Below are 24,916 nucleotides of genomic sequence, written 5' to 3' on the forward strand. Positions count from 1 at the left end.
ACGGGGCTTCCGGAACTCGGCGAACTGGGCGGCTCTTGGACCCTGGGGGCCGGGCTATCTGGGATCCCGCCGGGTCGGGTGGCCTTGCATCCTGCGAACAGGGTCCCTTCTGGACGCTGGGGCTGGGTTTCCTGACACCGGGTGAACCGGGCCGGGTCACCCGGGATCTTGCTGGGGTGGGTGGCCTTGCGTCCCGTGAACTGGACCCTTTCCGGACGCTGGGGGTTGGGCTTCCCGGCCCCCGGTGAACAGAGTCCCCTGACCCTCTTGAACCGGGGCCTCCCCCGCCCCTCGCGAACCGGGCCTTCCGGCACTCCGCTGGGCTGGGCTTCTCGGCACCCCGCCGGGCCGGGGCGCCTCGCACTCCGCGAGCCAGGCCCCTCCCGCACCCCGCTGAGCCCGGTGGCCTCCTGCGGATCCTGCGGGCCGGGCCATCAGGGACCCCGCCGAGTCGGGTGGTCTTGCATCCCGCGAACCGGGCCCTTCCCGCACTCTGTGAACGCCGGGCCGTGTGGCTTCCCCCGGGCCCCGCGAGCTGTGCTTCCCAGCCCCCAGTGATCCCCGTACCCCGTCGGCCGGCCCGCCCTCGGCGGCCCCCGTCAAGGCCGTCCGCAGGTAGGCTGGCCCGGTCGGACGAGGTCGGTGGGGACGGGCATGGACGGGGTCGGGAAGGTGCAGGTCGGGCGGGCGACCTCGCGGGACGTTGCGCGGCTTGCCGGGGTGTCCCATACCGCGGTGTCGTTCGTGTTCAATGGGCGCGCCGAGGGCAATCTCTCCGCCGAGACTCAGGAGAAGATCCGCGAGGCGGCGGCCCGGCTCGGGTATCGGCCGAACGCCGTTGCCCGAGGTCTGCGGCGTAGCCGTACCGCTGTGATCGGCCTGGTCACGGACGCGATCGCCACCTCCCCCTTCGCCGGCCGGCTGCTGCGCGGCGCCATGGACACGGCCTGGTCCGCCGACCACCTCGTCCTCACCGTCGACTCGGGCCAGGACGCGGCCACCGAGGACGCGGCCGTCGCCGAACTCCTCGACCGCAGGGTCGACGGGATCATCTACGCCGCCCTGTCCCTGCGCCGCGCCCGCGTCCCGCAGGGACTGCACAGCACGTACGCCGTGTTCGCCAACTGCCTGCCCGAGGACGGCTCGTTGCCGGCCGTCATCCCCGCCGAACGGGCTGGAGGCCGCAGCGCCGCCCGCGTCCTGACCGACGCGGGCCACCGCCGTATCGCGCTCGTCGGCGGCCTCGACGACATCGCCACCGCCGAACGGCTCCGAGGGTTCCGGGACGCGCTGCGGACGGTCGGACTGACCGCGCGGAAGGAGTGGATCACCCGGACGGGAGGCGAGATCAGCGCCGGATACGAAGGCGCGCTCCGACTCCTCGACGGCGTCCCCGCCGACCTGCGCCCCACCGGCATCGTCTGCTACAACGACCGCGTCGCGGCAGGCGTCCTGCACGCCGCCGCACGCCTCGGCCTCGACGTCCCCGCCGACCTGTCCGTCGTCGGCTACGACGACCAGGAGCACATGTCCGCGTTCCTCACCCCACCGCTCACGACGGTCGCGTTGCCGCACAGGGCGATGGGGGAGACGGCGGTGCGCCTCCTCCTAGACGCGCTCGCCACCGGAACCGCGCCCCCCGTCACCACCCACCGCTTGGAGTGCCCGGTCGTCACACGGGGTTCGGTGGGCCCAGCTCCCAGCAACTGACCTCGACGTCGGTTCCGGACACGGCCAACTCCGCGACGTCGTCGGCCCGTTGATACACACGCTCGGTCGCCGAGGCCCGGTCACCGACGAAGAGTTCGAGCAGGGAACCGTCCACGAGAACACGTACGGTGAGAGACTCACCAGGCAAGGCCGACAGGATCAGCGGCACTTCGTCACCGGGACGCGGCCACCCCGTCCGATCCAACGTCACCGTCCCGCCCAACGGATCGATCCGCACAGTGAGTTCAGCCCCGGACGCCCCCCGCAACAACCTCACCGTCGCCGCCGAACGAGCAGTCACCAGCAGATCGTAAGCAAGCGGCAACGCCCCAGCGCTGAACGGCCCAGCAGCTCGCAGGAGTTCGACCTCCGGCGCCGGCACGACACGCAACGCACCGTCCTCATGCAGATCCACCACCCGAGGCGCCGTCAACACCCCGGACCACCCCGCCCGCTCCACCTCCTCCAGCGGACGCGCCTCCCAGGACCAGCCCCACAGAAGAGTGCGGCCGGCGTCCTGGAGAACGGCGGGGGCGTAGAAGTCCCGGCCCTGGTCCAGCGGACCACCCCCACGCGCAGCGAACCTCAACTCCCCGCCACTCTCCACCAGTTGCCCGGCGAGGTACGCCGTACTCATCGGATCCCCGTCCCACAGAGCCACCGCCAACGTCCACCCCCCACCGCTCTCCCACAACTGCGGACACTCCCACCCGACAGCCCGCGCCCCGAAGACCCGCGCCGCCACCGGATCCCGCCCGTCCAACAACACCCCGGCGAACCGCCACGCGTACAGATCCTCACAGTCGTACACGAGAACCGACGGCGTACCGTCGGAGTGCCCAGCCCCCACCAACGCCCAACGCCGACCGCCGAATCGGAAGACGAAGGGGTCGCGGAACATCGTCACGTCCAGGCCGGGCGGCGGTTCCGCGACGACCGGCACAGGGAGTTGCTTCCAGACGAGCAGCTCATCGTCCTCGGCGACGGCAAGGCAGATCACGCTCAACCCCCTGTGGTCATGGCGGATGCCGGAGTACACGGCCGTCGGAACCCCGTCGTCGTCCACGACACACCCCGACCAGCACCCCGCCTCATCGGGCCCGCCGGGAACAGGCCGCAGCGCGATCCCGTGGTCGTCCCAGTGCGCGAGGTCGGGGCTGGAGGCGTGCCCCCAGTGGACGTTCGTGTGGACGGGAGCCTCGGGGTTGTGCTGGTAGAAGAGGTGGTAGAGGCCTCCCCAACGCACAGGCCCGTTCGGGTCGTTCATCCAGTTGGCCGGCGGACGGACCCGGAAGCGCGGACGGTGACTCAACGGTTGACTCCTGCGGACGTGATGCCCTCGCGCAGAGGGCGCTGGCCGACGACGAACACGGCGACGGCGGGAAGCATGGACAGGACGACCCCGGCGAGGACGACGGAGATCGAGCCGGTGCCGAGGTTGCCCTGGAGGGAGACCAGGCCGAGCGGCAGCGTGAGGTTCTCGGAGGAGGTCTCCAGGATCAGCGGCCGGAAGAACTCGTTCCAGTGGTAGTTGAAGGCGAGGACGCCGACGACGGCGAGCCCGGGAGCCGCGAGCGGCGCGTACACGGACCGGAAGACCCGCCACGGACCCGCGCCGTCGATCATCGCGGCCTCGCCGAGGTCCTTCGGCATGCCGAGGAAGTACTGGCGCATCAGGAACGTGCCGAACGCTGTCGGGAACGCCGGGAGGATCAGCCCGAGCAGGGTGTCGGTGAGCCCCAGCTCCTTCAGCTCCAGGAAGACGGGGACGATCGTGACCTGCAACGGCACCATCATCGTCGCGAGGACCAGCGCGAACAGCGGCTTCTTGAACCGGAATTCGAGGCGCGCGAACGCGTACCCGGCGAGCCCCGCCGTGACCATCTGACCGACCGCGACCAGCCCGGTCACCAGCGTCGAGTTCAGCGCGTACAGCCACACGTCGATCTGGTCGAACACCCCGCGATAGGCGTCGAGCGTCGGATCGGTCGGGACGATCTTCGGCGGCAGGTCGAAGGACTGCGCCGGGGTCCGCAGCGACGTCGACACGGTCCAGATCACCGGACCGAGCGTCAGCAGCGCACACACCGCGAGACCGGCGACGCGGGCCCAGGGCCGCATCCGCGCCACGGAAAGGGAGGACGTACTCAATGGACTCACCCGGCTCACTGGTAGTGGACGTAACGCCGGCTGAGCCGGAACTGGAGGGCGGTGACCGCCATGATCAGCACGAAGAGCAGGACCCCCACGGCGGACGCCTCGCCGAAGCGGAGCTGCTCGAACGCCGTCTCGTAGATGACCATCACGACCGTGCGCGTCGAGTCGCCGGGACCGCCGGCCGTGAGGACGTACGGCTGCTCGAAGACCTGGAGCGCGTTGATGATCCCGACCACGGACGCCACCAGGAGCGTCGGCGACAGCAGGGGCAGGGTGATGGCGAGGTGTTTGCGGATGCCGCCCGCGCCGTCGAGGGCCGCCGCCTCGTGGACCTCCTTCGGGATGGTGTTGAGGCCGCCGACGAACAGCAGGAACGAGAACCCGAACTGCTGCCACACGTACGCCAGGACGACGGCCGCCATCGCCCCGTGCTCCGAGGTCAGCCAGGGGACCGAGGGGATGCCGACCGTGCCCAGCAGCCAGTTCACCGGGCCGAAGTCCTGGTTGAACAGGTACTTCATCACCACCGAGATGGACGCGGCGGACAGCACCAGCGGGAAGAAGAACGCCGACCGGAACACCGACCGCAGCCACCCCGGCATCCGCCCGTTCACCGCGATCGCCAGCACCAGCGCGATCAGCAGTTGCAGCGCGACCGCGAGGACCATGAACACGAGCGTGTTCCGGAAGGACACCAGAACCGTCGAATCGGTGAGGATCTCCCGGTAGTTGGCGCCTCCCGCCCACTTGGGATCGTCGATCACGTCCCACTGGAAGAAGCTGAGCACGACCGACCCGACGATCGGTACGACCGTGAAGACCACGATCCCGACGACGGTCGGCGCGAGGAAGAGTACGGCGAGCAGCCGGTTGCCTCGGTTGCGGGCGGGCGCCTCGTCAGGGAGTTTCGATGTCCGTTTCGATGGCGGCGCGCTCGCTCTCCAGGCGGTAGACGATTTCCGAGTTGAGAGATCTGCGGGAGGACTTGGCCTGGGCGGCGAGCCACTGGTGGAGGGCTGCGGGGAGTCTGAGAGTGATCTTTGTTTCTTCATTCATGCCCCTAGACTAGTGGTAGATTGGTGGCATGGTGACGCTGAAGGAAGCTGGGGGGACCGGGCACGCCCGGTACACCTACCGGCTTCGGGTGTCGTCGACCGCCCGCACCGCCCTGCTCGGTGAGTGGGCGCGGTGCCGGTGGGTCTGGAACGAATGCTGCGCACGGTCGAAGAAGGCGTATGCGGACGGCGAGAGGTGCGGTCCGGCCCGCCTCGACAGGATGCTGACCGAGGCCCGTGCCGCGAACGCGTGGCTGCGCGAGGGTAGTTCGGTCCCGCAGCAGCAGACCATTCGCGCCTTCGCCACGTCCCGCGCGAAGGCGCTGAAGGACATCAAGGCCCGGCTTCCAAAACGCCGGTGTGCGGGAATGCCGAGGTACAGGAAGAAGCACGGCGCCGACCCGTCGCTGAACTACACGCGGCGCGGATTCTGCCTCAGGGACGGACGCCTGCATCTGGCCGGCGGCATTGCCGTGTCCGTAGTGTGGTCGCGGGAACTGCCCCAGTCTCCGTCTTCGGTACGGATCTACCGTGACAGCCTCGGCCACTGGTACGCCTCGTTCGTCGTACCGGCGACCACCGAGACTCTGCCGTCCACCGGACGGGACATCGGTATCGACTGGGGCGTCAGAGAAATCGCGACCACCACCAGCGATGCCCACGATCTTCCGCACGCCCAGCACGGCAGGACGGCCGCGCAGAAGCTTGCCCACTACCAACGCAAAACAGCCCGCCGGAAGCCGAAGAAGGGACAGTTGGGCTCGAAGGGTTACCGAGAGGCGAAGCGGCAGACCGCCAAGGTCTACAAGAAAGTGGCGCGGCAGCGTGAGGACACCAGTCGCAAGTGGGCCAAGGCCGTCGTCCGCGACCATGACAGGCTCGCAGTCGAGGACTTCCGCCCCAAGTTCCTTGCCAAGACCACGATGGCCCGCAAAGCCGCCGACGCCGCGATCGGCACCACCAAGCGGGCACTGATCCACATGGCCCGCAAACACGGTCGTGAACTCCACCTCGTCAACCCCGCGCATACCACCATGGACTGCGCCCAGTGCGGAGCGAGAACCAAGCACGCACTCCCCCTCTCGGAACGTACCTACACCTGCACCGCGTGCGGAGCCGTGTCTCCCAGGGACAAGAACTCCGCCCACGTGATGCTCGTCCGGGCTGGTCTCAACCCGGCTGGTGCTGATCGTGTAAGAGCTGCTGGACCGCCGGTCCACAGCCAACGTGAGCCAGGAATCCCCTTCCTTTAAGAAGGGGAGGATTCAAGCTCCATGGCCTTCTCCAGGTCCCCCTGGAGCCGTCGCAGCGCCGGGCGTACCGCGCCGGGGCTCGCCAGCGCGGTTCCGGTGTGCTTGATCAGCAGTTGCTCGACCTCGTTGACCTGCGGCGGAGCCGGGATCGGGCCGGTCGAGGGGATCTTGTCGAGGGTGTCGTAGAAGGTCTGCCAGTGGGACGGCCCCGTCGAGCGGTAGCGGGCCGCGTTCACCATCGAACGCCGGGCCGGGGTCGTCTGGTTGGCCGCGAAGAGCCGGGTCATGACGTCCTCGCGGGCCGTGTACTTGATGAACTCCCACGCCTCGTCGCGCATCGTCGACGTCCGCAGCAGCGCGTACCCGGCCGCGCCGAACTGGTGGCGCTGCGTACGCCAGCGGGGGAAGTACCGGACGTCGTAGGCGTCCGGCTTCATCCCCGCCAGATGCAGACCCCCCGCCCAGAAGCCGCCCGCCGGGGTCACCCCGACCCGGCCCGTGGAGAACACGCCGACCAGGTTGCGGCCGTCACCCCCCTCGGGCCGCGTGCACAGGTCCTCCTGGATGAGCCCGGCGAGGTAGTCGTACACCTCCGCGACCCGCTCGGAGTCGGCCTGCGGAGTCGTCCACCGGTACCCGCCGCCCCGCCCGCGCCGCTCGGCCTCCGGATAGAAGGCGTCCCAGAGCCAGTCGCCGCCCGGGGCCTTGGACTCGGCGAGGAGGTTCGTGTCGTTCGCGAACAGCCACGGGACGACCCCTCCCCACAGCCGGTTCGTCCAGAAGTACGGGGTGAACCGGTCGCCGTTGGCGCGCTTCATCGACCGCAGCAGCGCCGTGAAGTCGTCGCGGTCCCAGTCGTCCGAGGGAAGGACCGCACCCGCGCGCTCCACCGCCTGGTTGTTGAAGTACATGTCGGCCGCGTTGAACTCGACCGGCAGCTGGTACAGGCTCCCCTCGTACATCATCGACTCGACCAGCGAGGGGTGGACGTCGGCGAAGTACGGGCGCAGCTCGGCCGCGTCCCGCTTCACCCACGCGTCCAGCGGGACCCCGAGGCGCTGCGCGAAGAGCTGCACGCCCTCGGTGGCGACGTACACGAGATCCGGCGCGGTGCCCGCCGCGATCTGCGTGAGGATCTTGGAGAAGAAGTCCGACCAGTCGTACGCCTGCACGGCGTTGATGCGGATCCTGATGTCGGGGTGGACGGCGCGGAACCCGTCGTGCAGGGCGCGCTGCGTCGCGGGGTCGAAGGCGGAACCCAGGGTGGCGATGACGAGCGAGCCGTCGTCGCGGCCGGGTATGTCGGCGCCGGTGAGGCGGTCCCAGCTGGCCGCGACACCGGCGAGCGCGGCGGTACCGGCGCCGTACGCGCCGTAGCGCATCAGGTCCCGGCGGGAGAGGAACGGGTGGGTCATCGACGGACCTAACTCGTGTTAGCCCAACTTGACTCCCCGATGATGGGAACGCGCTGAGGCTCTGTCAAGGGATGTGTACGGGTGGGTGGTCGGGCGTCCGGAAGGGTTGACCTTTAACGAGTTAGGGGTAGGGTTCCGGCCAACCTGACGACGGAGTCGGGGGAGGGAGCCGCGTGATGTATCTGTCGAGACGATCGCTGCTGGTGGCCTCGGCCGCAGGACTTGTGCTGCGGCCCGGTCCTGCGGTGGCCGCCGCGTGCGCGGGGAGCTACCGCGCCGCGTACCACTTCACCGTCCCCGACCAGTGGATGAACGACCCCCAACGGCCCCTGTGGATCGACGGCGAGTACCACTACTACTACCTCTACAACCCCGACTACTCGACCGGCGGCACCACCGCCGGGACCGCCTGGCGCCTCGCCACCAGCACCGACCTCGTCACCTTCACCGACCGGGGCATCGCCGTACCGAAGGACACGACGCCGAACGGCGACGTCTGGTCCGGCTCGGCGGTCGTCGACACGCAGAACACGGCGGGGTTCGGCGCGGGCGCGGTGATCGTCCTCGCCACGATGGCGCCCGACGACGTCACGCAGGCGCAGTACCTGTACTACTCCACCGACGGGGGCCGGCATTTCATCAACTACGGGACCGCGCCCGTCCTTTCGAACCCCGGCGTACGGGACTTCCGCGATCCCAAGGTGATCCGTGACGAGGAGCGCGGGCGGTGGGTGATGCTGCTCGCCGAGAACGACAAGGTGGGGTTCTACCACTCGGCCGACCTCAAGTCGTGGGCGTACGTCGGCGGGTTCATCAAGGGCGGCATCGGGGTGCTGGAGTGCCCCGACCTGTTCCGGATCAGGGCGGACGACGGGACCTGGAAGTGGGTCCTCGGCGTCAGCGCCAACGGCAAGGGGGCCGGGCTGCCCAGCACGTACGCGTACTGGACGGGGTCCTTCGACGGCACGACGTTCACCGCCGACGCGCCCGATCCGCAGTGGCTGGACCACGGCTGGGACTGGTACGCGGCGGTCACCTTCGAGAAGCGGGACGCGGCCGGGGTGCTCGATCCGGCGGTCCGGCACGCGATCGGGTGGCTGAACCACTGGGACTACGCCAACACGACGCCCACGATCGAGTGCGACGGGTTCAACGGGACCGACTCCATCGTCCGCGAGGTGCGGCTGCGGCGGGACGGGTCGGGGTCGTACTACCTGGCGTCCCAGCCCGTGGCGGCGCTTGACCGGTACGTGTCCCGTGAGGTCGACCTCGGCGATCTCGCCGTCGACGGTTCGCGGCTGCTCCCCTACACCGGTACGGCGTACGAACTGACCTGCACGGTCACCGGGGACCAACTCACCGGCGCCGGGATCCAGTTGAGGCGCTCCCCGGACGGCGGGCGGCACATCGACGCGGGCGTCTACGGCACCTACGCCTTCGTCAACCGGGGCTACACCGTCAGCCCCTCCGACCGCTGGCAGGAGAGCCGTACGCCGTACGACCTGTCCACCGGCACGGCCTCGCTGCGCATCCTCGTCGACCGGACGTCCGTCGAGATGTTCATCGGCGACGGGCGGTACACGCACACGACCGAGGTGTTCCCCGACCCGTCCGACACGGGGCTCGCGCTGTTCACGATCGGCGGCCCCGCCGTGTTCCGGGACACCGTGATCCGGGAGTTCCGGGCGTGAGCGCTCGGTGGTGTTCAATCACCGTATGAGCAACGCAGACCGGCACACACTGATCGTGAAGGCCGTCAGGGAGTCGGGAAGTGCCACGGTCCAGGTGCTCGCCGAGCTGACCGGCGCCTCGGAGATGACGATCCGCCGCGACCTCGACGTCCTCGCCGCACAGGGGGTCCTGGAGCGGGTCCGAGGTGGTGCGCGCACGCTGCTGCTGCGCGGTGAGGAACCGCCGTTCGTACTGCGGTCGCACGAGGCGGTCGACGCGAAGCAGCGGATCGCGGCGGAGGTGTCGTCGCTGATCGCGGACGGCGAGACCGTCCTCCTGGACAGCGGCACGACCTGCGTGGAGGTCGCGCGGCTCCTGCGCGGCCGTCCGGTCACGGTCATGCCGCTGTCGCTCCAGGCGATCCACTTGCTCAGCGACCCCCCGACCCGTACGGCCCTCCTCGTCCCCGGCGGCCGTCCCCGCGCCGGGGAAGGCGCTCTCATCGGTCCCCTCACCCTCGCCTCGCTGTCCGCGCTGCGCTTCGACACGGCGGTCGTCGGCTGCTGCGGCCTCAGCGCGGCCGAAGGGCTGACCGCGTACGACCTCGACGAGGCCGCCGTGAAGAAGGCGAGCGTCTCCTCCGCACGCCGGGTGATCGCCGCCGCCGACGCGAGCAAGCTCGGCCACACGGCGCACGCGTACGTCGGTCCCTCCGCGCTCCTGCACACCCTGGTCACGGACGCCGCCGCACCCGCCGCCGAGGTGGAGGCGCTCGAAGCGGGAGGGACGGTCGTCAGGACGGTGTGAACCTGTGCGGCACGGCGTCAGGACCGTGCCGCACAGGCGGTCAGTGGCCGCTGGGTACGGCCTCGCGCGGCTGCTCGGCGCCGGTGCGCAGGATCCCCGAGGCCACGGCGGTGACCCCGCACAGCAGCGTCATCAGCAGGAACGCCTCGTTCAGCGGCATCGCGTGGGTCAGCCAGCCGATGACGCCGGGGCCGGCGAGCATCCCGAGGTAGCCGAGACCGGCGACGCGGGAGACGTTGGCGCCTGCGGCCGAGGGGTCGGCGTGGCCGGCCGCGCTGAAGAGCTGGGGGATGCAGCCGGACAGGCCGAGGCCGAAGAGAGCCCACCCCAGGAAGACCGTCCACACCCAGGGGGAGAGCGCTACGACGGTGATGCCGACGGCCGCCGTCGCCGAGCCGTGGCGCAGGATCGCCACGGGACCGAACCTGGCGGTGAGGCGGTCGCCGAAGAGGCGGCCGATGGTCATCGCGGCGGCGAAGATGCCGTAGCCGAAGGCGGCTGTCGTCTCCGACGCGTCGAGAATGCTCTTGAGGTGGAGCGCGCTCCAGTCGTTGGCGGCACCTTCGCACAGCATGATCATGAGGGCGAGGGCGGCCAACGCCCAGATCCGGGTGGGTGCGGAGCGCTTCGCGGCGGGTGCGGGTGTGTCGTCGGTTCCTGTTTCTGCCGGGCTCGCGGGGAGGAGCGCGCGCGCCGACACCAGAGCCGTGGCCACCCCCAGCGCCGCGACCACGCCGAGCGTCGCGGCCGTCGACAGTCCCACGCCGACCGCGCCGACCCTGATGAGCGCGGCGAGGACCCCGCCGACGGAGAACGTCGCGTGGAAGGCGGACATGACGGGCCGGCCGTACGCCTTCTCCACGTGTACGGCGTGCGCGTTCATGCTGACGTCCAGGCAGCCGTTGCAGAAGCCGAACACGACCAGAGCGACGGCGAGCGACCACGGCTCCGCCGCCAGGCCCGGCAGGATCAGCGTCGCGCTGCACAGGACACCGGCCGCCGGGACCACGGTCCGTGTCCCGAGCCGGTCGGTCAGTCGACCCGACACCTGCATACCGGCGAAGGCTCCGCAGCCGAGCAGCACGAGGAACCCGCCGAGCGTCGCGTGGCTGATGCCGACACGCTCCTCGACGGCGGGGATCAGGACCACCCACATGCCGATCAGGGTGCCGTTGAGGACGAAGTAGACGAAGGTCGCCGCGCGAGCGGCACGGAGCGAACGATCCATACCGACCACCATAACGAACATGAATCATGTTTATAAGTGCGAGTTTCGAACATTATATCTGTTCGATTGTTTCGGCGTGACCTACGCGGCGCGCTGCGGGCGGGTGCCGCCGCCCTCTGAGGCGGCCGGAACCACCGGAACTTCGCTGAGCTTCGTCCACCGCCGTGGCCGAGCCGGTCCGGCGTACCCGTCTGCCGGAGACCCGAGAGGGGCATCACGTGATCGCTTCTTCCCTGCCCGCGACGTGCGGTGACCGCCTGGGCACTGGCCGCCCGCAGCGGCGACCCCGGCGCGGCCGAGTACTTCGTCCGCGCCTTCGAGAGCCTGCACCGCTTCCAGAGCCGCGCCTCCGCCCGTACCCGGCTGCTGTCCATGTCTCCCGCGCCCGTTCGGCCTTGCTGGTCGACAGCAAATCACCTTGCGTGCACGGAAGTTGACACATGTTCGCGGGAACTGACCGGCCCTGGCGCCCGACTACTGCACCGGAACGCATCGAGCAAGGAGCCCCCATGTCGATCAAACGGCCGGTCGCCGCCGTGCTGTGCCTGCTCGCGGCAGCGTGTGGCGCGTCGCCCGCCGAGGAGCGGGCGGGCGGTACGGCGGAAGCCGGCTACCCGGTGACCCTGACCAACTGCGGGCAGGAGGTGACGTTCACGAAGTCCCCGCGCCGGGTCGTCGTCATGAACGGTGCCTCCGTCGCCGAGGTCTCCACCCTCCTCGCCCTCGGGCTGAAGGACCGGATCGTCGCCAATCAGCAGAGCTACGGCGCCTCCGAAGTCCCGGGCCGGGCCGCCGAGATCAAGGCGCTGCCCACCGGGAACGTGAAGCCGAACGACGCCTACGACATCCCCCGCGAGCCGATGCTCGCGCTGCGCCCCGACCTCGTCCTGTCCGTCACCTCGTACGGCTTCGAGGAGAAGAACGGGTTCGCCACGCGCGACCAGTTGAGGACGGTCGGCGCCAACAGCTATGTCTCCCCGGCGGGTTGCGACCAGGACCCGTCGAAGATGACCGTCGCCGACAGCTATCGGCTCCTGCGCGACATGGGGAAGGTCTTCGGAGTCTCCGGCAAGGCCGAGCAGTTGATCACCGCCTCGAAGGCGCACATCGCGTCCGTGACGGCGAAGACCAAGGCCGCGAAGAAGCCGAACGTCATGGTCCTCTTCTCCAACATGTCCATGGGCACCAACGACTTCAGCTCGGTCGTCTCCCGGGGCATCTTCAACGACATCCTCGCCAAGGCCGGCGCCACCAACGCCTTCGCGAACGCCGCCACGACCACCTTCGCCGACCTCAGCAAGGAGAAGGCCGCCGCGACCAGCGTGGACGCGCTCGTCGTCATCGCCTACAACGACCCGAACCCGGCGGCCTACGCCGAGAAACTGCTCAAGGAGTTCCCCCAGTGGCCGGCCGCGCGCAGCAGGACGTACGTGACACTGTCCGACTCGATGTACCTCGGCCCGAGCAACGACCTGGCCGTGGAGAAGATCGCCAGGGCGCTGCACCCGGAGGCGTTCTGACACGTCACCGGGCCGCGCTGGCGTGCACGCTCCTGACATTCGCGCTGGCTGCCTCGATGATCCTCGGCATCAGCATCGGCGCCGTCACCGTCCCCGTCGGCGACGTCTGGACGATCGTCCTCCACCACGTCACCGGCGCCGGCACCCCGCCGTCCGACCCGGCCCTCGACCAGATCGTCTGGACCTTCCGTACCCCGCGCGTCCTGCTCGCCGCCCTCGTCGGTGCCGGGCTCGCCGTCTGCGGCGCGGTCCTCCAGACCGTCGTCTCCAACCCGCTCGCCGATCCCATCGTCCTCGGCTTCTCCTACGGCGCCACGCTCGGTGCGGTGCTCGTCATCACCCTCGGCGGGGGTGCCGCGCTCGCCGGGCTCGGGGTGTCGGGGGCGGCGTTCCTCGGGGCGGTCGCCGCCGGGGCGGTGGTCTTCGCGCTCGGCCGGCGACAAGGGCGCCTCGCCCCGACCCGGCTGGTCCTCGCCGGGGTCGCCGTCGGGTACGTCCTGCTGTCCGCGACCAGCTTCGTCCAGCTCCAGGCGTCGCCGACCGAGCTGCGGACGGTGATGTTCTGGATGCTGGGCAGCGTCGCGGGCGCGGAGTGGGACCAGGTGCCCACGGTCGCGGTCGTCGTCCTGGCCACGACGGTCCTGCTGGCGCTGTTCGGCCGCCGCCTGAACGTCCTCCTCGCCGGTGACGAGTCCGCCACGGCGCTCGGCGTCGACGTCAACCGGCTGCGGGCCATCCTCCTGGTCCTGTGCGCGCTCCTCACCGGGACCGTCATCGCCGTCGCCGGCAGCATCGGCTTCGTCGGCCTGATGATCCCGCACCTGGTCCGGCTCACGCTCGGCGCGGACCACCGCAGGCTGCTGCCGCTGACGGCGCTGCTGGGCGCGGTGTACCTGGTCCTGGTGGACCTGCTGTCCCGCACGCTGAGCCGGCCGAACGAACTGCCGCTGGGGATTCTGACCGCGCTGCTGGGAGCGCCGTTCTTCCTGTGGCTGCTGCGGCGGAACAAGGGGCTGGACTGATGGAACCGGGAGCTGGACCGATGAAACTCACCGTCGAAGGACTCCACGTCACCCTCGACCGCACCCCCATCCTCCACGGCGTCACCCTGGAGGCCCACAAGGGCGACATCGTCGGCCTGATCGGCCCCAACGGCAGTGGAAAATCAACCCTGTTGCGGACCGTCTACCGCTCCCTGCGCCCCGCCGGGGGAGTGGTGAGGGTCGGCGAGGACGACGTCTGGTCCCTGACGCCCCGAGCCGCAGCTCGCCGTACCGCCGCCGTCCTCCAGGACACCGCGGGCAACACGACCGGCCTGACGGTCAAGGAGATCGTCGCCCTCGGCCGCAGCCCCCACCACGGCCTGCTGACCCGCGACGGCGCCGAGGACCGACGAGCCGTGGACGACGCGATCGACCGCTGCGGCGTACGCCCGTACGCGGACCGCCCCTACCCCTCCCTGTCCGGCGGTGAACGCCAACGAACCCTCCTGGCAAGGGCGTTGACCCAGAACCCGGACCTCCTGGTCCTGGACGAACTCACCAACCACCTCGACATCCGCGCCCGGTTCGAACTCCTCGACCTCATCCGCACCACCGGCATCACCACCCTCGCGGTCCTCCACGACCTCGACCTGGCGGCCCGCCTCTGCGACCACGTGGTGGTCCTGAACGCGGGAGTCGTCGTCGCGGCGGGCCCGGTCCTGGAGGTCCTCACCCCGGAGATCCTCGCGGACGTCTTCGGCGTCCACGCGACGACGGAACGGCACGCGGACGGCGTCGTGCGGATCACGTACGCGGCGCAGCCGCTGGCGCGGGGGGCGTGATCCCCTTCAATCACGCGGCTGACATGATGAATTGACGCGATACGTGGCGAGTTCGGAGGTGCGGAATGCACGGTGGGCGGGTTGCGGTCGTGGGCGGGAGCATCGCGGGGTGCGCGGCGGCGCTCGCTCTGGAGCGGGCGGGGGCCGGGGAGATCACGGTGTACGAGCGGGCCTCGGGCCGGATGGCCGAGCGCGGGGTCGGGATCGCCGTCCACAGCGACCGGTACGCGGAACTGGAGTCCGCCGGGTACATCGGCGCCTCCGTCCCGTCGGGGTGGCTCGTTCACAACCGGTTCTACGTCCGCGACGGCGCGGCGGACCCGCGCGGCCGTGAGGTCGCCGTCATGCCCTTCTCCTTCCGCACCTACAACTGGGGTTCCCTCTGGCAGGACTTGAGGCGCCGGGTGCCCGAGCGGGCGGACGTCCGCACCGGTGCGGCGGTCGAGGCGGTCGAGCTGACACCGGAGGGCGCCGTGGTGCACGCGGGCGGGCGCAGCGAGCGCTACGACGCGGTCGTCGGCGCGGACGGCTACCGCTCGGCGGTGCGCGCGGCTCTGTACGCCGACGTCCGTCCCGAGTACGCCGGTTACCTGGCCTGGCGCGGCGCCTACCCGGAGAGCCGGCTGCGCGATCCGGAACTCCTGCCCGACGGTGACGGGGCGTACGTCCTCTTCGACGGCGGTCACCTCGTCGTGTACCGCATCCCGGACGGGGCCGGTGGGCACCGCGTCAACTGGGTCCTCTACTCGACCACGCCGCCCGGCCTCGACCAGGGCATGCGGACGCCCACGAGCGTCCCGCCGGGCACGGCGGGCGACGGACTGAGCGCCCATCTCGCCCACGTCTGCGCCGAGTTGCTGCCGCCCTACTGGGCCGACCTGGTCCAGGAGACCGCGCCCGAGGAGTTGCTCCTCCAGCCCATCTACGACTTCACGGCACCCCACTACGCGGTGAACGGCGCCCTGCTCGTCGGCGACGCGGCCACGGTCGCCCGTCCTCACACGGGCGCGGGCGCCGTCAAGGCACTCCAGGACGTCACCCTCCTGGAGACGTCCCTGACCTCGGCGGACACCTGGGCCGAGGGACTCGCCGCGTACGACGCGGGCCGCGCTCCTGTCGGCCGGGGCATGGTCGATCTGGGGCGGCGGCTCGGGCGGGCGCTGGTCACGGAGACGCCGAACTGGCGGACGTTCGATCAGGCGGCGCTGGAGAGTTGGTGGAAGGAGGCGACCGGGGCGGGTGGGTTCGGGGGGCGGCGGTTGGCGCGGTAGGCGGGGGTTCGTGGTCGGCGGCCGGAGCGGTTGGCGGGGGGTGGACTTCCCGCGTGAACCCCCTGCGCGAACGCCCCGCGTAAACCCCTCCGCGAAGATCGCCGGCACCGCCTAGGGTCGACGGCATGACGACATCGCTCACCGGCACCGCCTTCGACTCCCTCAGCCTCGACGCCGTCCGCGACACCGAGGCGCTGCGCCTGGCCTACGAAGACCCCGGCGACGCGGCCAGGCGCAAGGAGATGACCGAACTCACCGAGCAGACCCGGCGGTTGATCGGCTGCGCCGCGCTGGTGATGATCGCCAGCGCGGACGCCGAGGGCAACTGCGACGTCTCGCCGCGCGGCGGCCCCGCCGGGTTCGTCTCCGTCCTGGACGACCGGACCCTCGCGATACCGGACGCGACCGGCAACAAGCGCCTCGACACCCTGCACAACGTCATCGCCACCGGCCGCGCCGGGCTCCTGTTCATCATCCCCGGGCGCACCACGACCCTCCGGGTCAACGGCCGGGCCTGCGTCTCCACCCGCCCCGACCTGCTGTCCCAGCTCACCGCCGTGGGCAAACCGCCCGCCGGCGCCCTGGTCATCGGCATCGAGGCGGTCTACCCCCACTGCCCCAAGGCCCTCCTGCGCAGCTCGGCATGGAAGCCGGACGCCTGGCTCGCGGCGGACGCGCAGCCCACCTCGGCGGAGGTCACCCTGGCCCAACTGCGCAACCCGGACCTGACGATCGCGGACATCCAGCAGGCGGAGGCGGACTCCCTGAAGTACCGCTACGAGTGACACCGCGTCCAGGAACGGCACCTGCCCTCAGGAGGCGCGTTCGGTCGCTCGGCCCAGGAACGCCGCCAACTGATCGAGGGCCGGGGCGTGTTCGGGAGCGGGCCGGGCCGGCGCGAGGGACCCGCCGGCGGTACGGGGCAGGCCGCCGTAGATCTCCCTGACCACCGGCAGGGCGGCGCGCGCGATGTCGGGCTCCAGATCGTGGCCGTGGCCGAGGGCGGTCGCGAGATCCCAGCCGTGCACGAGGAGTTCGACGAGGAGCTGCTCGACCACACGGCGGCCGGGGGCGGGGCCGAAGGAGCGGGTCAACATGCCGGGCTGCCGGAAGGCGGCGCGTGCCGTGGCGGCGGCGGTCGCGAAGGCGGTGACGTGGTCGTCGCCGAGGTGGTCCTCGGCGTGGCCGACGGCGGGAGACGTGCCCTGGGCCAGGGCGCCCCAGACGAGGTTCTCCCACACCAGGTGGTCGAGGAGATCCCGTACGGTCCAGTCCGTGCAGGGGGTGGGCAGGCCGAACCGGTCCGGCCCCGCCGCGCGCACGAGCGTGCCGACGGTGTCCTGGACGCGGACGAAAGCCTCCAGCACACCCCCCGGCCAGGGGTCGCTGTCGTCGGCGTAGAGGGCTTCGAGCCGGGCGTCGCGCGCGCCCGGCGCGGGGTTGGTGAGCAGGGCGGTGACGAGCCACCGGCCCTCCTCGGCGATCCCGGCGGGCACGGGCCGGCCACCGAGGACGCACAGCAGATGCCAGAAGCGCTCGACGGCGGGCTCGGCCGCGGCGGTGAGCTGCTCGCGCAGGAGCCCGCGGGCGCCGGGACCGTCGGCGGTCACGGCCGGGCCGGTGTTCGCGCGGCTGGGCAGCCAGGCGGCGACGATACCGGCGACGACCGGATCGGCGGCCGGGGAGTCCGCCGCGATGCCGGTCCGCATCGCTTCGCGGACGCGTGCGGTCCAGGTGTCGGTGAGCGCGCGCATCTCCGCCGCCGCGCCGGGGTCCCGTACTCCCCGCCCCTGACGAGCGGCGTACTCGGCCATGCGCCGCATGGCGGCCCGCAGTTCGTCACCGGCGACCAGCTCACCCAGCTCCAGCCACGCCTCGACCTGTTCGTCGGTGGGATCCTCCGGCAGCTCGGAGCCGGCCGCGAGGAGCCCCTCGCGGAAGTCGGGCACGTCCAGATCACCGAGGGTGCCGGTGAGGAAGTCGTGGACCAGCTCGCGGCGTTCGTCGGGGGACATGCGGGCGGTACGGGTCATCAGAGCAAGCCCTTCGTGAGTGGTACGGCGGGTGACGGCGCGCAGGACGGCCTGGTGGGTCCGCAGCCGGCGGATCTGTGCCTCCAGCGCCTCGGCGTGGGCCGCGGCCACCTCCGGGAGCCCGCCCTCGCGGTCCAGCGCGGCCCGGATCGCGCCGAGCCCCATCCCCAGGTCCCGCAGGGTGCGGGCCATCCGGAGCCGGGCCACGCCGGCGGTGTCGTACTGGCGGTAGCCGCCGGCGGTCCGGTGAACCGGGGTCACGATGCCCACGTCGGACCAGTGCCTGACCACCTTGACCGGCAGCCCGGTCCGCCGTGCCACGGCCCCGATGCTCCACGTGGGCCCCGACGCGTCGTCCTTGCGCATGTGCTCCACCCTCGACTCTCCCCCAGTGGGAGAGTCAAGCAGCCGCCGACGGAGAAGACCCGCTTCCGTGACGGCACCTCTGCCACTAGATTTGGTGTCATGACCGCCATCACCCTGCGCATCCCCGACGCCATGGACAAGCAGCTGCGGGACGCCGCCGCCGGTGCCCCCTCGCTGAACGACTACATCGTCCGCGCCGTACGCCGCCAGATGACGCTCGACGCCGCCCGCACGCTCGCCTCCCTGGCGCCCCTCGACCTCACGGGCGAGGGCGACACCCTGTGACCGTCCGCAAGGGCGACGTCTGGGACGTCGACACCGGCAAAGGCACCCGCACCGTCCTCGTCGTCAGCCTCGACGGCCTCGCCGAGGCGTACGGCGCCGTCGTCGCCGTGGTGCTCCACGCGCCCGCGCAGCACCCGGATACGGCGATGAGCGTGCGCCTGACCGCGCCGGTCGACGCCTCCCTCGTCGCCGTCAACCTCCTCCAACTGGCCGCCACGCGCTTCGAGACCGGCACACCGCACGGCAACATCGGCCCCGAACAGCAGGAGCTCGTGGACAACGCCCTGCGCGCGGTGCTCGACCTGTAGAAAACCCGTTGGCGGACCGCGCGGCCCCTGTTAGGTTTCCGGTGGCCGTGCGAGAGAACGAGGAGGTGGTACCCGTGAACGCTGTATCGACATGGGTGCTCCTCTCCGGGGTCACGGTCGGGCGACAGGTCGTCCGGGAGCGCCGTCGTGTACTCCCGAAAGGCTCGACCCATGCAGTTCATCTCCGAGCAGCGCCTCGACGACGGCGTCCTCGAACGTGACTTCACCCTCGGCGAGACCCCCGGCACCCTGTGGACGCCGGACTCCGCTCAGCCGCTCCCGCTGATCCTCATGGCCCACAACAACGGCATGTCCCGCAAGCAGGACCGGCTGGTGGCGAGGGCCCGCTACACGGCGGCCCGCGGTTACGCGGTGGCCTCCGTCGACGCCGCCGGCTGCGGCGACCGCCCCCGGCCGGCCGCCGCCGAACAGGCCCGCGCCGAGATCCGCCGGGCGATGCGGGCGGGCGAACCGGCCGACGACGCCTTCGAGTCCCTCGTCGGCCCCCTGGTCACCGGCGCCGCCCCCGAATGGCTGGCCACCCTGGACGCCCTCCTCGCCCTCCCCGGCATCGACGGCCCGGTCGGCTACTCCGGCTGGGCCGCCCTCGGCATCCACCTCACGGCGACCGACCCCCGCATCCGGGCCGCCGGCTTCTTCGCCGGGGGCTACATCCCCCACGCCCAGCGCGAGGAGGCCCGGAAGGTCACCGTCCCCCTGCTGCTCCTGCTCCAGTGGGACGACGAGGGCAACCCCCGCGAGCGCGCCCTGGACCTGTTCGACGCGTTCGGCAGCGAACAGAAGACACTCCACGCCAACCTGGGCGGCCACACCGGCACCCCGTGGTTCGAGCTGGAGGACGGGGACCGCTTCTACGGCCGCCACCTGAAGGGGGCGCTGCTCGAAGGGAGCGCGACCTGAGGTGAGCGCTACCCCAAGCACCCCCTGACGTGAGGCCCTGGCGGCGGTCCCTCCCAACAGGGCCCGCTACCAGAGCCGGGCGTCCTCCCGGGCTCTCGATGCGGACATGCCGAACGGGTCGGGGAAGTGGACCGCGAAGCCGATCGTGTTCTCCCACGGGGGGCGGGTGATCTGGAGAGGGGAGTGGAAGGCGTCACCGAAGACGACCCGCTTCCCGCCCGCCTCGATGACGTACACCGTGTGGCCGGGAGTGAGCCGCACCCGGGCGCCGGGGAAGGCCTCCTCGCTCTCGGCGACGGTCCGCACCTGCGGCTCCAGGGCCTGCGCTTCGAGGACGTGACGCTGCGCCCACTCGGGTTCGGCCACGACGTAGTCGGCACGTGTGAACGCCGGCCGGGTCGTGGCCGAGCGCGGCGAGGTTGTCGAGCAGGGCGCCGCCCGTGATGACGCCGTACGTGTTCAGCGGCGGGGCCCACCCCCAGCCTGCGCGCGCTGACAGCTCCGACGACCCTCGGCGAACTGGCCGCGCGGATGAACTGCGACCCCTCCAACGCCGTCGTCGTGATCGACAAGCTGAAGGAGGGAGCTGGTCGAACGCCGCCCTCATCCCACGGACCGGTGGGCCAGGCGATTGAGCCTGACGCCGGCGGGGGTCGAGCGCTGAGGCGCAGGGGCGACGTAGGCGGTGGTGATCAGGGGGGTCTGGACCGGGCGGGGGCGGGCGTTGGCCATGATGGCGTCGGCTCGGAGGTGCGGGGGAGTCGATCCCGGTGCCGAGACCAGGCAGATCGCGACCGCCCCCAGCGAGAGGACCCACCACCTCATGACCGACTCGAATTCGGCCCGCGTGACGCTGCTGGTGCTGTACTCGCCCCAACGGGAGGAGTGCCGGCGCTTCTACGAGAACCTCGGCCTGCGCTTCACGGCGGAGCGGCATGGTCAGGGACCCGACCACTACGCCGCCGTCCTCGGCGACGGCACGGTCTTCGAGCTCTACCCCGCCCGCCCGGACCGCCGGACCGACGCCCTCCGGCTGGGTCTGTCGATCGACGGCGCGACAGCCACACCGCCACTGTCCCCGGGCCGCCACCTGCTCACCGACCCGGACGGCCGCACGGTCGAGGTCCACGCGACCTGACGGCAGGTCGGCGAGAGTACGGAACATTAATCCCGGGAAGTTGCTTCCATGGAATGGATACGTCTACGGTGGTGCCCTCGGCAATCCTGCGGCGTACCGGAGTCCGCTCCCGGCGACCGCAGGAGTGCGCCGGCGTGCGTCGTGCTGCATGCTCGTAAATCCCCCTATTTCCCCTGAGGAGAGAACAAGATGGCCGGTCCTTCCTTCCCCACCGCCTGGATCGAGTTCGGCACCGACAGGCCGGACGAGGTCAAGGAGTTCTACGGCGAGATGTTCGGGTGGAAGTACGCCCTGAACACCGACATGCCCGACGTGACCTATCACGCGGTCCTGACGCCCGGTGGCGAACTGCCGGCGGGCGGCGTCTGGGAGTCCGAGGGCAAGTTCGACAACTACGCGATCTTCTACATCCTCGTCCCGGACGTGCGGGAGGCCGTCGTGAGGGCCGAGGGCCTGGGCGCCAAGGTGCTCATGCCGCAGGTGACCGATGCCTCGGGCTTCAGCTTCGCCCGGCTGGAGGACACCGCGGGCAACCACTTCGGCGTGTACGCGGTCCCCGCTCGGTGACTTTTGCGGGAGGGCTGCCCGGCGCCGTTACACGGGTCGAGCAGCCCGCAGCGTTCTGAGCGTGGCGCCGAAAGTCTCCAGCTCGTCCTCGGACAGCACCGAACCGATCCGCAGGTCGAGTTCCGCCTCGAAGTCCTTCTCCGCCGCGTCCGTCAACCGCCGTCCCTCGGGGGTGAGTTCGATGAGGGAGGAGCGCCGGTCGTTCGGGTTCGGGCGGCGGCGGCAGTAACCGGACGCCTCCAGCCGGTCGACGACTTTGCTGGTGCCCCCGACCGTGATTCCGAACGCCTCCGCGACGTCCTGGACGCGGCACTCGGAGCGCTGCCCGAGGAGGCGCATCACCTCGAACGAGGTGAGGGGGAGGCCGTGCGCGGCCTGCAACCGTGCGTCGACGGCGTTCCACAGCTCGATCTCGAACTGGACGAGATCGCGGTACACCTGCTTGAGATCAGCCACAAGTCATCTTCCACAGAACATGCTTCCAGGAATACCGAATGGTAGTCCCGCAAGTACGTCCCACGTGAACGAGCAAGGGCGTGCCACGCATGACACAGCATCCGGCCTTCGACATCCTCACGGCGACCTGTCCCTCCCGGACCTCGCTCGCCCGCATCGCCAACAAGTGGACGGCCATGGTCGTCATCGCCCTCACCGGAGGCCCGCTGCGCTTCGGTGACCTGCGTACGACGGTGGACGGCATCAGCGCGAAGGTCCTCACGGACACCCTCCGGGACCTGGAGCGCGACGGCATCGTCACGCGGCACAGCTACACCGAGGTCCCGCCCCGCGTCGAGTACGAACTGACCGACCTGGGCCGCAGCCTGCACGCACCCCTCGAAGCGCTGGGCCGCTGGGCGGAGGAGCACATGGCCGAGGTGATGGCGGCTCGTGAGGACTACGACGCCCGGACCTGACGTACACACGGGAACGATGCCGCCGCGAGTCCGGAACTCGCGGCGGCATCGTCGTGCGGATCAGCCGCCGACAGGATCGGCGGTCACCCCGTCCTCGGTGCCGGCGATGGCGTCGATGTCGAGCGGTGTGGTGGTCGCGGTCGGCGGCGGCTCCAGGACGAGGACCTGTCCGCCCGCGACGCCGGGCGGCGGCGTGAGGTCGGACTTCGGGAGCCTGGGCGGGGTCGTCTGCTGGAAGAGGGTCTGGTCGATGTCGACGAGACCGGTCTGCTCCATCTGGACGATGTGGTCGAGGACGATGTCGTTGCCCTGGTCGGCGAGGGAGCGCACCAGCGTGTTCTTGGTGGTGGCGCGGATCTTCGCGACGGTGGTGAAGATCGAGCCGTGCGTCTGGCGCAGGATGTTGGCGTACTCGCGGTCGAACTGGTCGCCCTTGCTCGCGGAGGCCAGCTGGCTGACGAAGCCGACCTGTTGGGGGCTGGCGACGTTCGGCAGGGTGATGTTCAGCAGGGGGGCGATCTTGCGGCAGGTGACGTCGAGGGCGGCGTGGCCGTCGATGAGGTGTTCGCTCGCGTTGACGACGCCCTTGCTGGTGCCCTTCTGGAGGCCCATCTGGCCGACGGGGTACTCCCACAGTCCGGCGGCGCGGACCTTGACGACGAAGTCCCGGTCAGCCTCGGTCAGGGGACCCCACTGGGTGTCGGCGATGATCCTCTCGCCGCCGGTGGATGCCTTCTCGATGCCGAGCATCGACGGGTAGACGAGCGCGGCGAGCGTCATGGTGAGAGCGCCGCCCACGAAGAGGGTTCCTATCGCGTTGCGGGTGAAGCGCACCGTTCCTCCTGTCGGGTACGGGTGGTTATGTCGAGGGCATGACAATCCTTCTCGCCGGCCCAGCCGGAAGCGCTCGTCGCGGAACGCCCCCTCCGCCGGGGTCCGGAGTGCCTGTCACTGGCTCCGGACCCCGGCGGGCGAGGTCCGCCTACTCGCCCCAGAAGGCGTCCTCGGCGGCCTGGTCGGCGGAGAAGAGCCACACCTCGACGATCTTCCCGTCGCCGACGCGCAGGACGTCCACGCCGTCCATGCTCATGGACGCGCCGTCGCGCCGGCCGGCGAAGTGGATGTTCGCGGCCACCGTGTCGCTGTTCCCCATCAGGGCGTGGACGGTGTCGATGGCGAAGGTCCCCTGGCTGGCCTCCATCATCCCGCCGAGCATCGCGAAGACGGCGTCACGCCCTTTGTGCTCGCCGGAGAACCGGTTGGCGCCCGGCTGATGCCAGACGACGTCCTCGCCGAGGAGCTCCCCGACCTTGCGCAGGTCGCCCGTCTGGATGGCCGTGAAGTACTCGCGGGCGATGTCGACGTTCTTGCTGGTCATGACGGTTCCTCCTGATGCCCGCGAGGGTGCGGGCGGTGTGGCGCTCTGACAACAGGCTGGGGGTGACGGGTGGCGGGCCGCAATTCGGGGATGTTCACCCCTCGCCCGCCCTCCTATGGTCACCGTCGGTAACCGGTCACCTCAACGTAACCAATGGGTTCATGTGTCGCAGGTCACAGGTGATGGGGTGGATGTGCGCGGCCGTCAGGGGGTGCACGCCGGGCGGCGGCTACAGGCCGATGTCGGCCAGCCACTGGCCGGCGGTCCGCGGGGTGAGGCCCAGCAGTTTCCGCGCGGACCGCTCGGCCGGGATCGCGTGGTGCGGCAGCGTGCTCATGGCCCGGTAGCCCGCAGCGACATCCGCGGCCGGACCCTCGCCCAGCAGGGGCGCGGCGGCGGTGCGGAAGGCCTCCGGGGAGAGGGGTTCGAAGACGACCTTCCGGCCCGTCCGCGCCGCGAAGGCCGCGGCGATGTCCTCCCCGGTGATCGCCGGGTCCTGCCCGACGGCGACCACACCGGTCACGTCCGTGCGGTCGAACAGGGCGACGGCGGCATCGGCGATGTCCAGGTGGGAGGTCCATGCGACCCGGAAACCGGCGGGCAGCGGATAGCGCAGCACGCCCTCCTCCCGGACCGCCTCGGCGACGAACGGCAGGAGCAGGTTCTCGAAGTACAGCCGAGGCTCGATCACCGCGTATGGAACCCCGCTGTCCGCCAGCCCCTCGACGAGCAGCGCAACCGCGCTCCCGAAACCGTCACCGCCGACGGAGCCCAGGACGAACCCGCTGGTCGAGAACACCACCCGGCCGGGACGGGCCTCGCGTACGGCGGCGACGACGTTGCGGGCGTAGACCAGCCGGTCGGCCTCCGGGACCACCGGCAGATGGACGAAGACGCCCTCCGAGCCCCGGTAGACGTCGGTGAGGGCGGAGGGAGAGGTGTAGTCGACGGCCGCGATCCGCGCGCCGGGGACGGATGCGGACGCGTCACGGGTGAGTGCGACGACGGACTTGCCCGCAGCGGACAGCGCGGCGACGACGGGAGCCCCTTGGGCGCCGGTGGCGCCGTGAATCACATAAGTCATGGCGTCATTA

Annotated in this window: 26 protein-coding genes and 1 pseudogene; 15 read left to right on the forward strand and 12 right to left on the reverse strand. The window is 70.7% G+C overall.

All coding sequences use genetic code 11. The features are described from left to right. Positions 1-654 precede the first annotated feature (654 nt). The gene (locus J8M50_RS23715; RefSeq protein ID WP_010355867.1) at positions 655-1,710 is read left to right on the forward strand and encodes a LacI family DNA-binding transcriptional regulator; all 1,056 of its coding nucleotides are present in this window, start codon (positions 655-657) and stop codon (positions 1,708-1,710) included. Here J8M50_RS23715 and J8M50_RS23720 read toward each other — a convergent pair. The 4 genes and pseudogenes from J8M50_RS23720 to J8M50_RS23735 all read right to left on the reverse strand — a co-directional run bounded on the left by J8M50_RS23720 (position 1,673) and on the right by J8M50_RS23735 (position 4,923). After that, entirely contained in the window at positions 1,673-3,022 is a 1,350-nt protein-coding gene (locus J8M50_RS23720; protein WP_029184146.1) for a glycoside hydrolase family 32 protein, read from the reverse strand. The genes J8M50_RS23715 and J8M50_RS23720 overlap by 38 nt on opposite strands. After that, positions 3,019-3,831 (reverse strand): carbohydrate ABC transporter permease, encoded by an 813-nt coding sequence (locus J8M50_RS23725; RefSeq protein ID WP_178855077.1) that lies wholly within the window; start codon positions 3,829-3,831, stop codon positions 3,019-3,021. Before J8M50_RS23725 ends, J8M50_RS23720 begins: the two co-directional genes overlap by 4 nt. 44 nt (positions 3,832-3,875) lie before the next feature. Next, positions 3,876-4,751 (reverse strand): annotated as a pseudogene (locus J8M50_RS23730) (carbohydrate ABC transporter permease); the annotation flags it as partial. A gap of 13 nt (positions 4,752-4,764) precedes the next feature. Then, the gene (locus tag J8M50_RS23735; protein WP_075661981.1) at positions 4,765-4,923 is read right to left on the reverse strand and encodes an Arc family DNA-binding protein; all 159 of its coding nucleotides are present in this window, start codon (positions 4,921-4,923) and stop codon (positions 4,765-4,767) included. A gap of 28 nt (positions 4,924-4,951) precedes the next feature. On the opposite strand from J8M50_RS23735, the gene J8M50_RS23740 reads away from it, so the two are divergent. After that, positions 4,952-6,175 (forward strand): RNA-guided endonuclease InsQ/TnpB family protein, encoded by a 1,224-nt coding sequence (locus J8M50_RS23740; protein ID WP_010355871.1) that lies wholly within the window; start codon positions 4,952-4,954, stop codon positions 6,173-6,175. On the opposite strand, the gene J8M50_RS23745 is transcribed toward J8M50_RS23740, so the two are convergent. Then, entirely contained in the window at positions 6,172-7,590 is a 1,419-nt protein-coding gene (locus tag J8M50_RS23745; RefSeq protein WP_010355872.1) for an ABC transporter substrate-binding protein, read from the reverse strand. The genes J8M50_RS23740 and J8M50_RS23745 overlap by 4 nt on opposite strands. A gap of 176 nt (positions 7,591-7,766) precedes the next feature. Between J8M50_RS23745 and J8M50_RS23750 the strand changes: the two genes are divergently transcribed. Both J8M50_RS23750 and J8M50_RS23755 read left to right on the forward strand, forming a co-directional pair. Further along, positions 7,767-9,281: a glycoside hydrolase family 32 protein gene (locus J8M50_RS23750; RefSeq protein ID WP_010355873.1), complete on the forward strand. Its 1,515-nt coding sequence runs from the start codon at positions 7,767-7,769 to the stop codon at positions 9,279-9,281. A gap of 25 nt (positions 9,282-9,306) precedes the next feature. Next, the gene (locus J8M50_RS23755) at positions 9,307-10,068 is read left to right on the forward strand and encodes a DeoR/GlpR family DNA-binding transcription regulator (RefSeq protein WP_029184148.1); all 762 of its coding nucleotides are present in this window, start codon (positions 9,307-9,309) and stop codon (positions 10,066-10,068) included. A 40-nt stretch (positions 10,069-10,108) separates the two neighbouring features. Here the strand turns inward: J8M50_RS23755 and J8M50_RS23760 are convergent, their stop codons facing one another. Continuing rightward, positions 10,109-11,308 carry an MFS transporter gene (locus tag J8M50_RS23760; RefSeq protein ID WP_010355875.1) on the reverse strand — a complete coding sequence of 400 codons (1,200 nt, stop codon included), beginning with the start codon at positions 11,306-11,308 and terminating at the stop codon, positions 10,109-10,111. Between the two features lie 497 nt (positions 11,309-11,805). On the opposite strand from J8M50_RS23760, the gene J8M50_RS23770 reads away from it, so the two are divergent. The 5 genes from J8M50_RS23770 (at position 11,806) to J8M50_RS23790 (ending at position 16,697) form a co-directional block, all read left to right on the forward strand. Continuing rightward, on the forward strand, positions 11,806-12,816 hold the full coding sequence (locus tag J8M50_RS23770; protein WP_010355876.1) for an ABC transporter substrate-binding protein: 1,011 nt from the start codon (positions 11,806-11,808) through the stop codon (positions 12,814-12,816). A 56-nt stretch (positions 12,817-12,872) separates the two neighbouring features. Continuing rightward, positions 12,873-13,838: a FecCD family ABC transporter permease gene (locus J8M50_RS23775; RefSeq protein ID WP_010355877.1), complete on the forward strand. Its 966-nt coding sequence runs from the start codon at positions 12,873-12,875 to the stop codon at positions 13,836-13,838. Between the two features lie 20 nt (positions 13,839-13,858). Then, positions 13,859-14,641, forward strand: a complete 783-nt coding sequence (locus J8M50_RS23780; RefSeq protein ID WP_010355878.1) for an ABC transporter ATP-binding protein — start codon at positions 13,859-13,861, stop codon at positions 14,639-14,641. Between the two features lie 65 nt (positions 14,642-14,706). Further along, positions 14,707-15,912, forward strand: a complete 1,206-nt coding sequence (locus tag J8M50_RS23785; RefSeq protein WP_010355879.1) for an FAD-dependent monooxygenase — start codon at positions 14,707-14,709, stop codon at positions 15,910-15,912. A 125-nt stretch (positions 15,913-16,037) separates the two neighbouring features. After that, complete coding sequence (locus J8M50_RS23790; protein ID WP_010355880.1) at positions 16,038-16,697, forward strand: MSMEG_1061 family FMN-dependent PPOX-type flavoprotein; 660 nt, start codon at positions 16,038-16,040, stop codon at positions 16,695-16,697. Positions 16,698-16,724: 27 nt separating this feature from the next. Here J8M50_RS23790 and J8M50_RS23795 read toward each other — a convergent pair whose 3' ends face one another. Continuing rightward, a complete protein-coding gene (locus J8M50_RS23795; protein ID WP_040837169.1) occupies positions 16,725-18,311 on the reverse strand; it encodes a TIGR03086 family metal-binding protein in 1,587 nt (528 codons plus the stop codon). A 99-nt stretch (positions 18,312-18,410) separates the two neighbouring features. On the opposite strand from J8M50_RS23795, the gene J8M50_RS23800 reads away from it, so the two are divergent. From J8M50_RS23800 to J8M50_RS23810, 3 genes are all read left to right on the forward strand, one after another. Further along, the gene (locus tag J8M50_RS23800; protein WP_010355882.1) at positions 18,411-18,596 is read left to right on the forward strand and encodes a hypothetical protein; all 186 of its coding nucleotides are present in this window, start codon (positions 18,411-18,413) and stop codon (positions 18,594-18,596) included. Continuing rightward, positions 18,593-18,904, forward strand: coding sequence for a hypothetical protein (locus J8M50_RS23805; RefSeq protein ID WP_010355883.1), 312 nt, complete (start codon positions 18,593-18,595; stop codon positions 18,902-18,904). Before J8M50_RS23800 ends, J8M50_RS23805 begins: the two co-directional genes overlap by 4 nt. A gap of 171 nt (positions 18,905-19,075) precedes the next feature. Further along, entirely contained in the window at positions 19,076-19,825 is a 750-nt protein-coding gene (locus tag J8M50_RS23810) for a dienelactone hydrolase family protein (protein ID WP_010355884.1), read from the forward strand. 66 nt (positions 19,826-19,891) lie between these two features. Here the strand turns inward: J8M50_RS23810 and J8M50_RS23815 are convergent, their stop codons facing one another. Further along, positions 19,892-20,191, reverse strand: coding sequence for an MBL fold metallo-hydrolase (locus J8M50_RS23815; protein WP_010355885.1), 300 nt, complete (start codon positions 20,189-20,191; stop codon positions 19,892-19,894). 457 nt (positions 20,192-20,648) lie between these two features. Here J8M50_RS23815 and J8M50_RS23820 point away from each other — a divergent pair, with 457 nt between their 5' ends. Both J8M50_RS23820 and J8M50_RS23825 read left to right on the forward strand, forming a co-directional pair. Continuing rightward, positions 20,649-20,963, forward strand: coding sequence for a VOC family protein (locus J8M50_RS23820; protein WP_010355887.1), 315 nt, complete (start codon positions 20,649-20,651; stop codon positions 20,961-20,963). Between the two features lie 189 nt (positions 20,964-21,152). Then, entirely contained in the window at positions 21,153-21,530 is a 378-nt protein-coding gene (locus J8M50_RS23825; protein ID WP_010355888.1) for a VOC family protein, read from the forward strand. Between the two features lie 27 nt (positions 21,531-21,557). Here the strand turns inward: J8M50_RS23825 and J8M50_RS23830 are convergent, their stop codons facing one another. Then, on the reverse strand, positions 21,558-21,986 hold the full coding sequence (locus tag J8M50_RS23830; RefSeq protein WP_010355889.1) for a MarR family winged helix-turn-helix transcriptional regulator: 429 nt from the start codon (positions 21,984-21,986) through the stop codon (positions 21,558-21,560). An 89-nt stretch (positions 21,987-22,075) separates the two neighbouring features. Between J8M50_RS23830 and J8M50_RS23835 the strand changes: the two genes are divergently transcribed. After that, positions 22,076-22,444 carry a winged helix-turn-helix transcriptional regulator gene (locus J8M50_RS23835; protein WP_010355890.1) on the forward strand — a complete coding sequence of 123 codons (369 nt, stop codon included), beginning with the start codon at positions 22,076-22,078 and terminating at the stop codon, positions 22,442-22,444. A gap of 60 nt (positions 22,445-22,504) precedes the next feature. On the opposite strand, the gene J8M50_RS23840 is transcribed toward J8M50_RS23835, so the two are convergent. The 3 genes from J8M50_RS23840 to J8M50_RS23850 all read right to left on the reverse strand — a co-directional run bounded on the left by J8M50_RS23840 (position 22,505) and on the right by J8M50_RS23850 (position 24,906). Beyond that, positions 22,505-23,278: a DUF4142 domain-containing protein gene (locus tag J8M50_RS23840; protein WP_010355891.1), complete on the reverse strand. Its 774-nt coding sequence runs from the start codon at positions 23,276-23,278 to the stop codon at positions 22,505-22,507. A gap of 148 nt (positions 23,279-23,426) precedes the next feature. Beyond that, positions 23,427-23,822 carry a nuclear transport factor 2 family protein gene (locus J8M50_RS23845; RefSeq protein WP_010355892.1) on the reverse strand — a complete coding sequence of 132 codons (396 nt, stop codon included), beginning with the start codon at positions 23,820-23,822 and terminating at the stop codon, positions 23,427-23,429. A gap of 229 nt (positions 23,823-24,051) precedes the next feature. After that, positions 24,052-24,906, reverse strand: a complete 855-nt coding sequence (locus tag J8M50_RS23850) for an SDR family oxidoreductase (RefSeq protein ID WP_029184151.1) — start codon at positions 24,904-24,906, stop codon at positions 24,052-24,054. Positions 24,907-24,916: the final 10 nt, after the last annotated feature.

The sequence above is a fragment of the Streptomyces acidiscabies genome, assembly GCF_020010905.1.
Classification (GTDB): Bacteria; Actinomycetota; Actinomycetes; order Streptomycetales; family Streptomycetaceae; genus Streptomyces; species Streptomyces acidiscabies.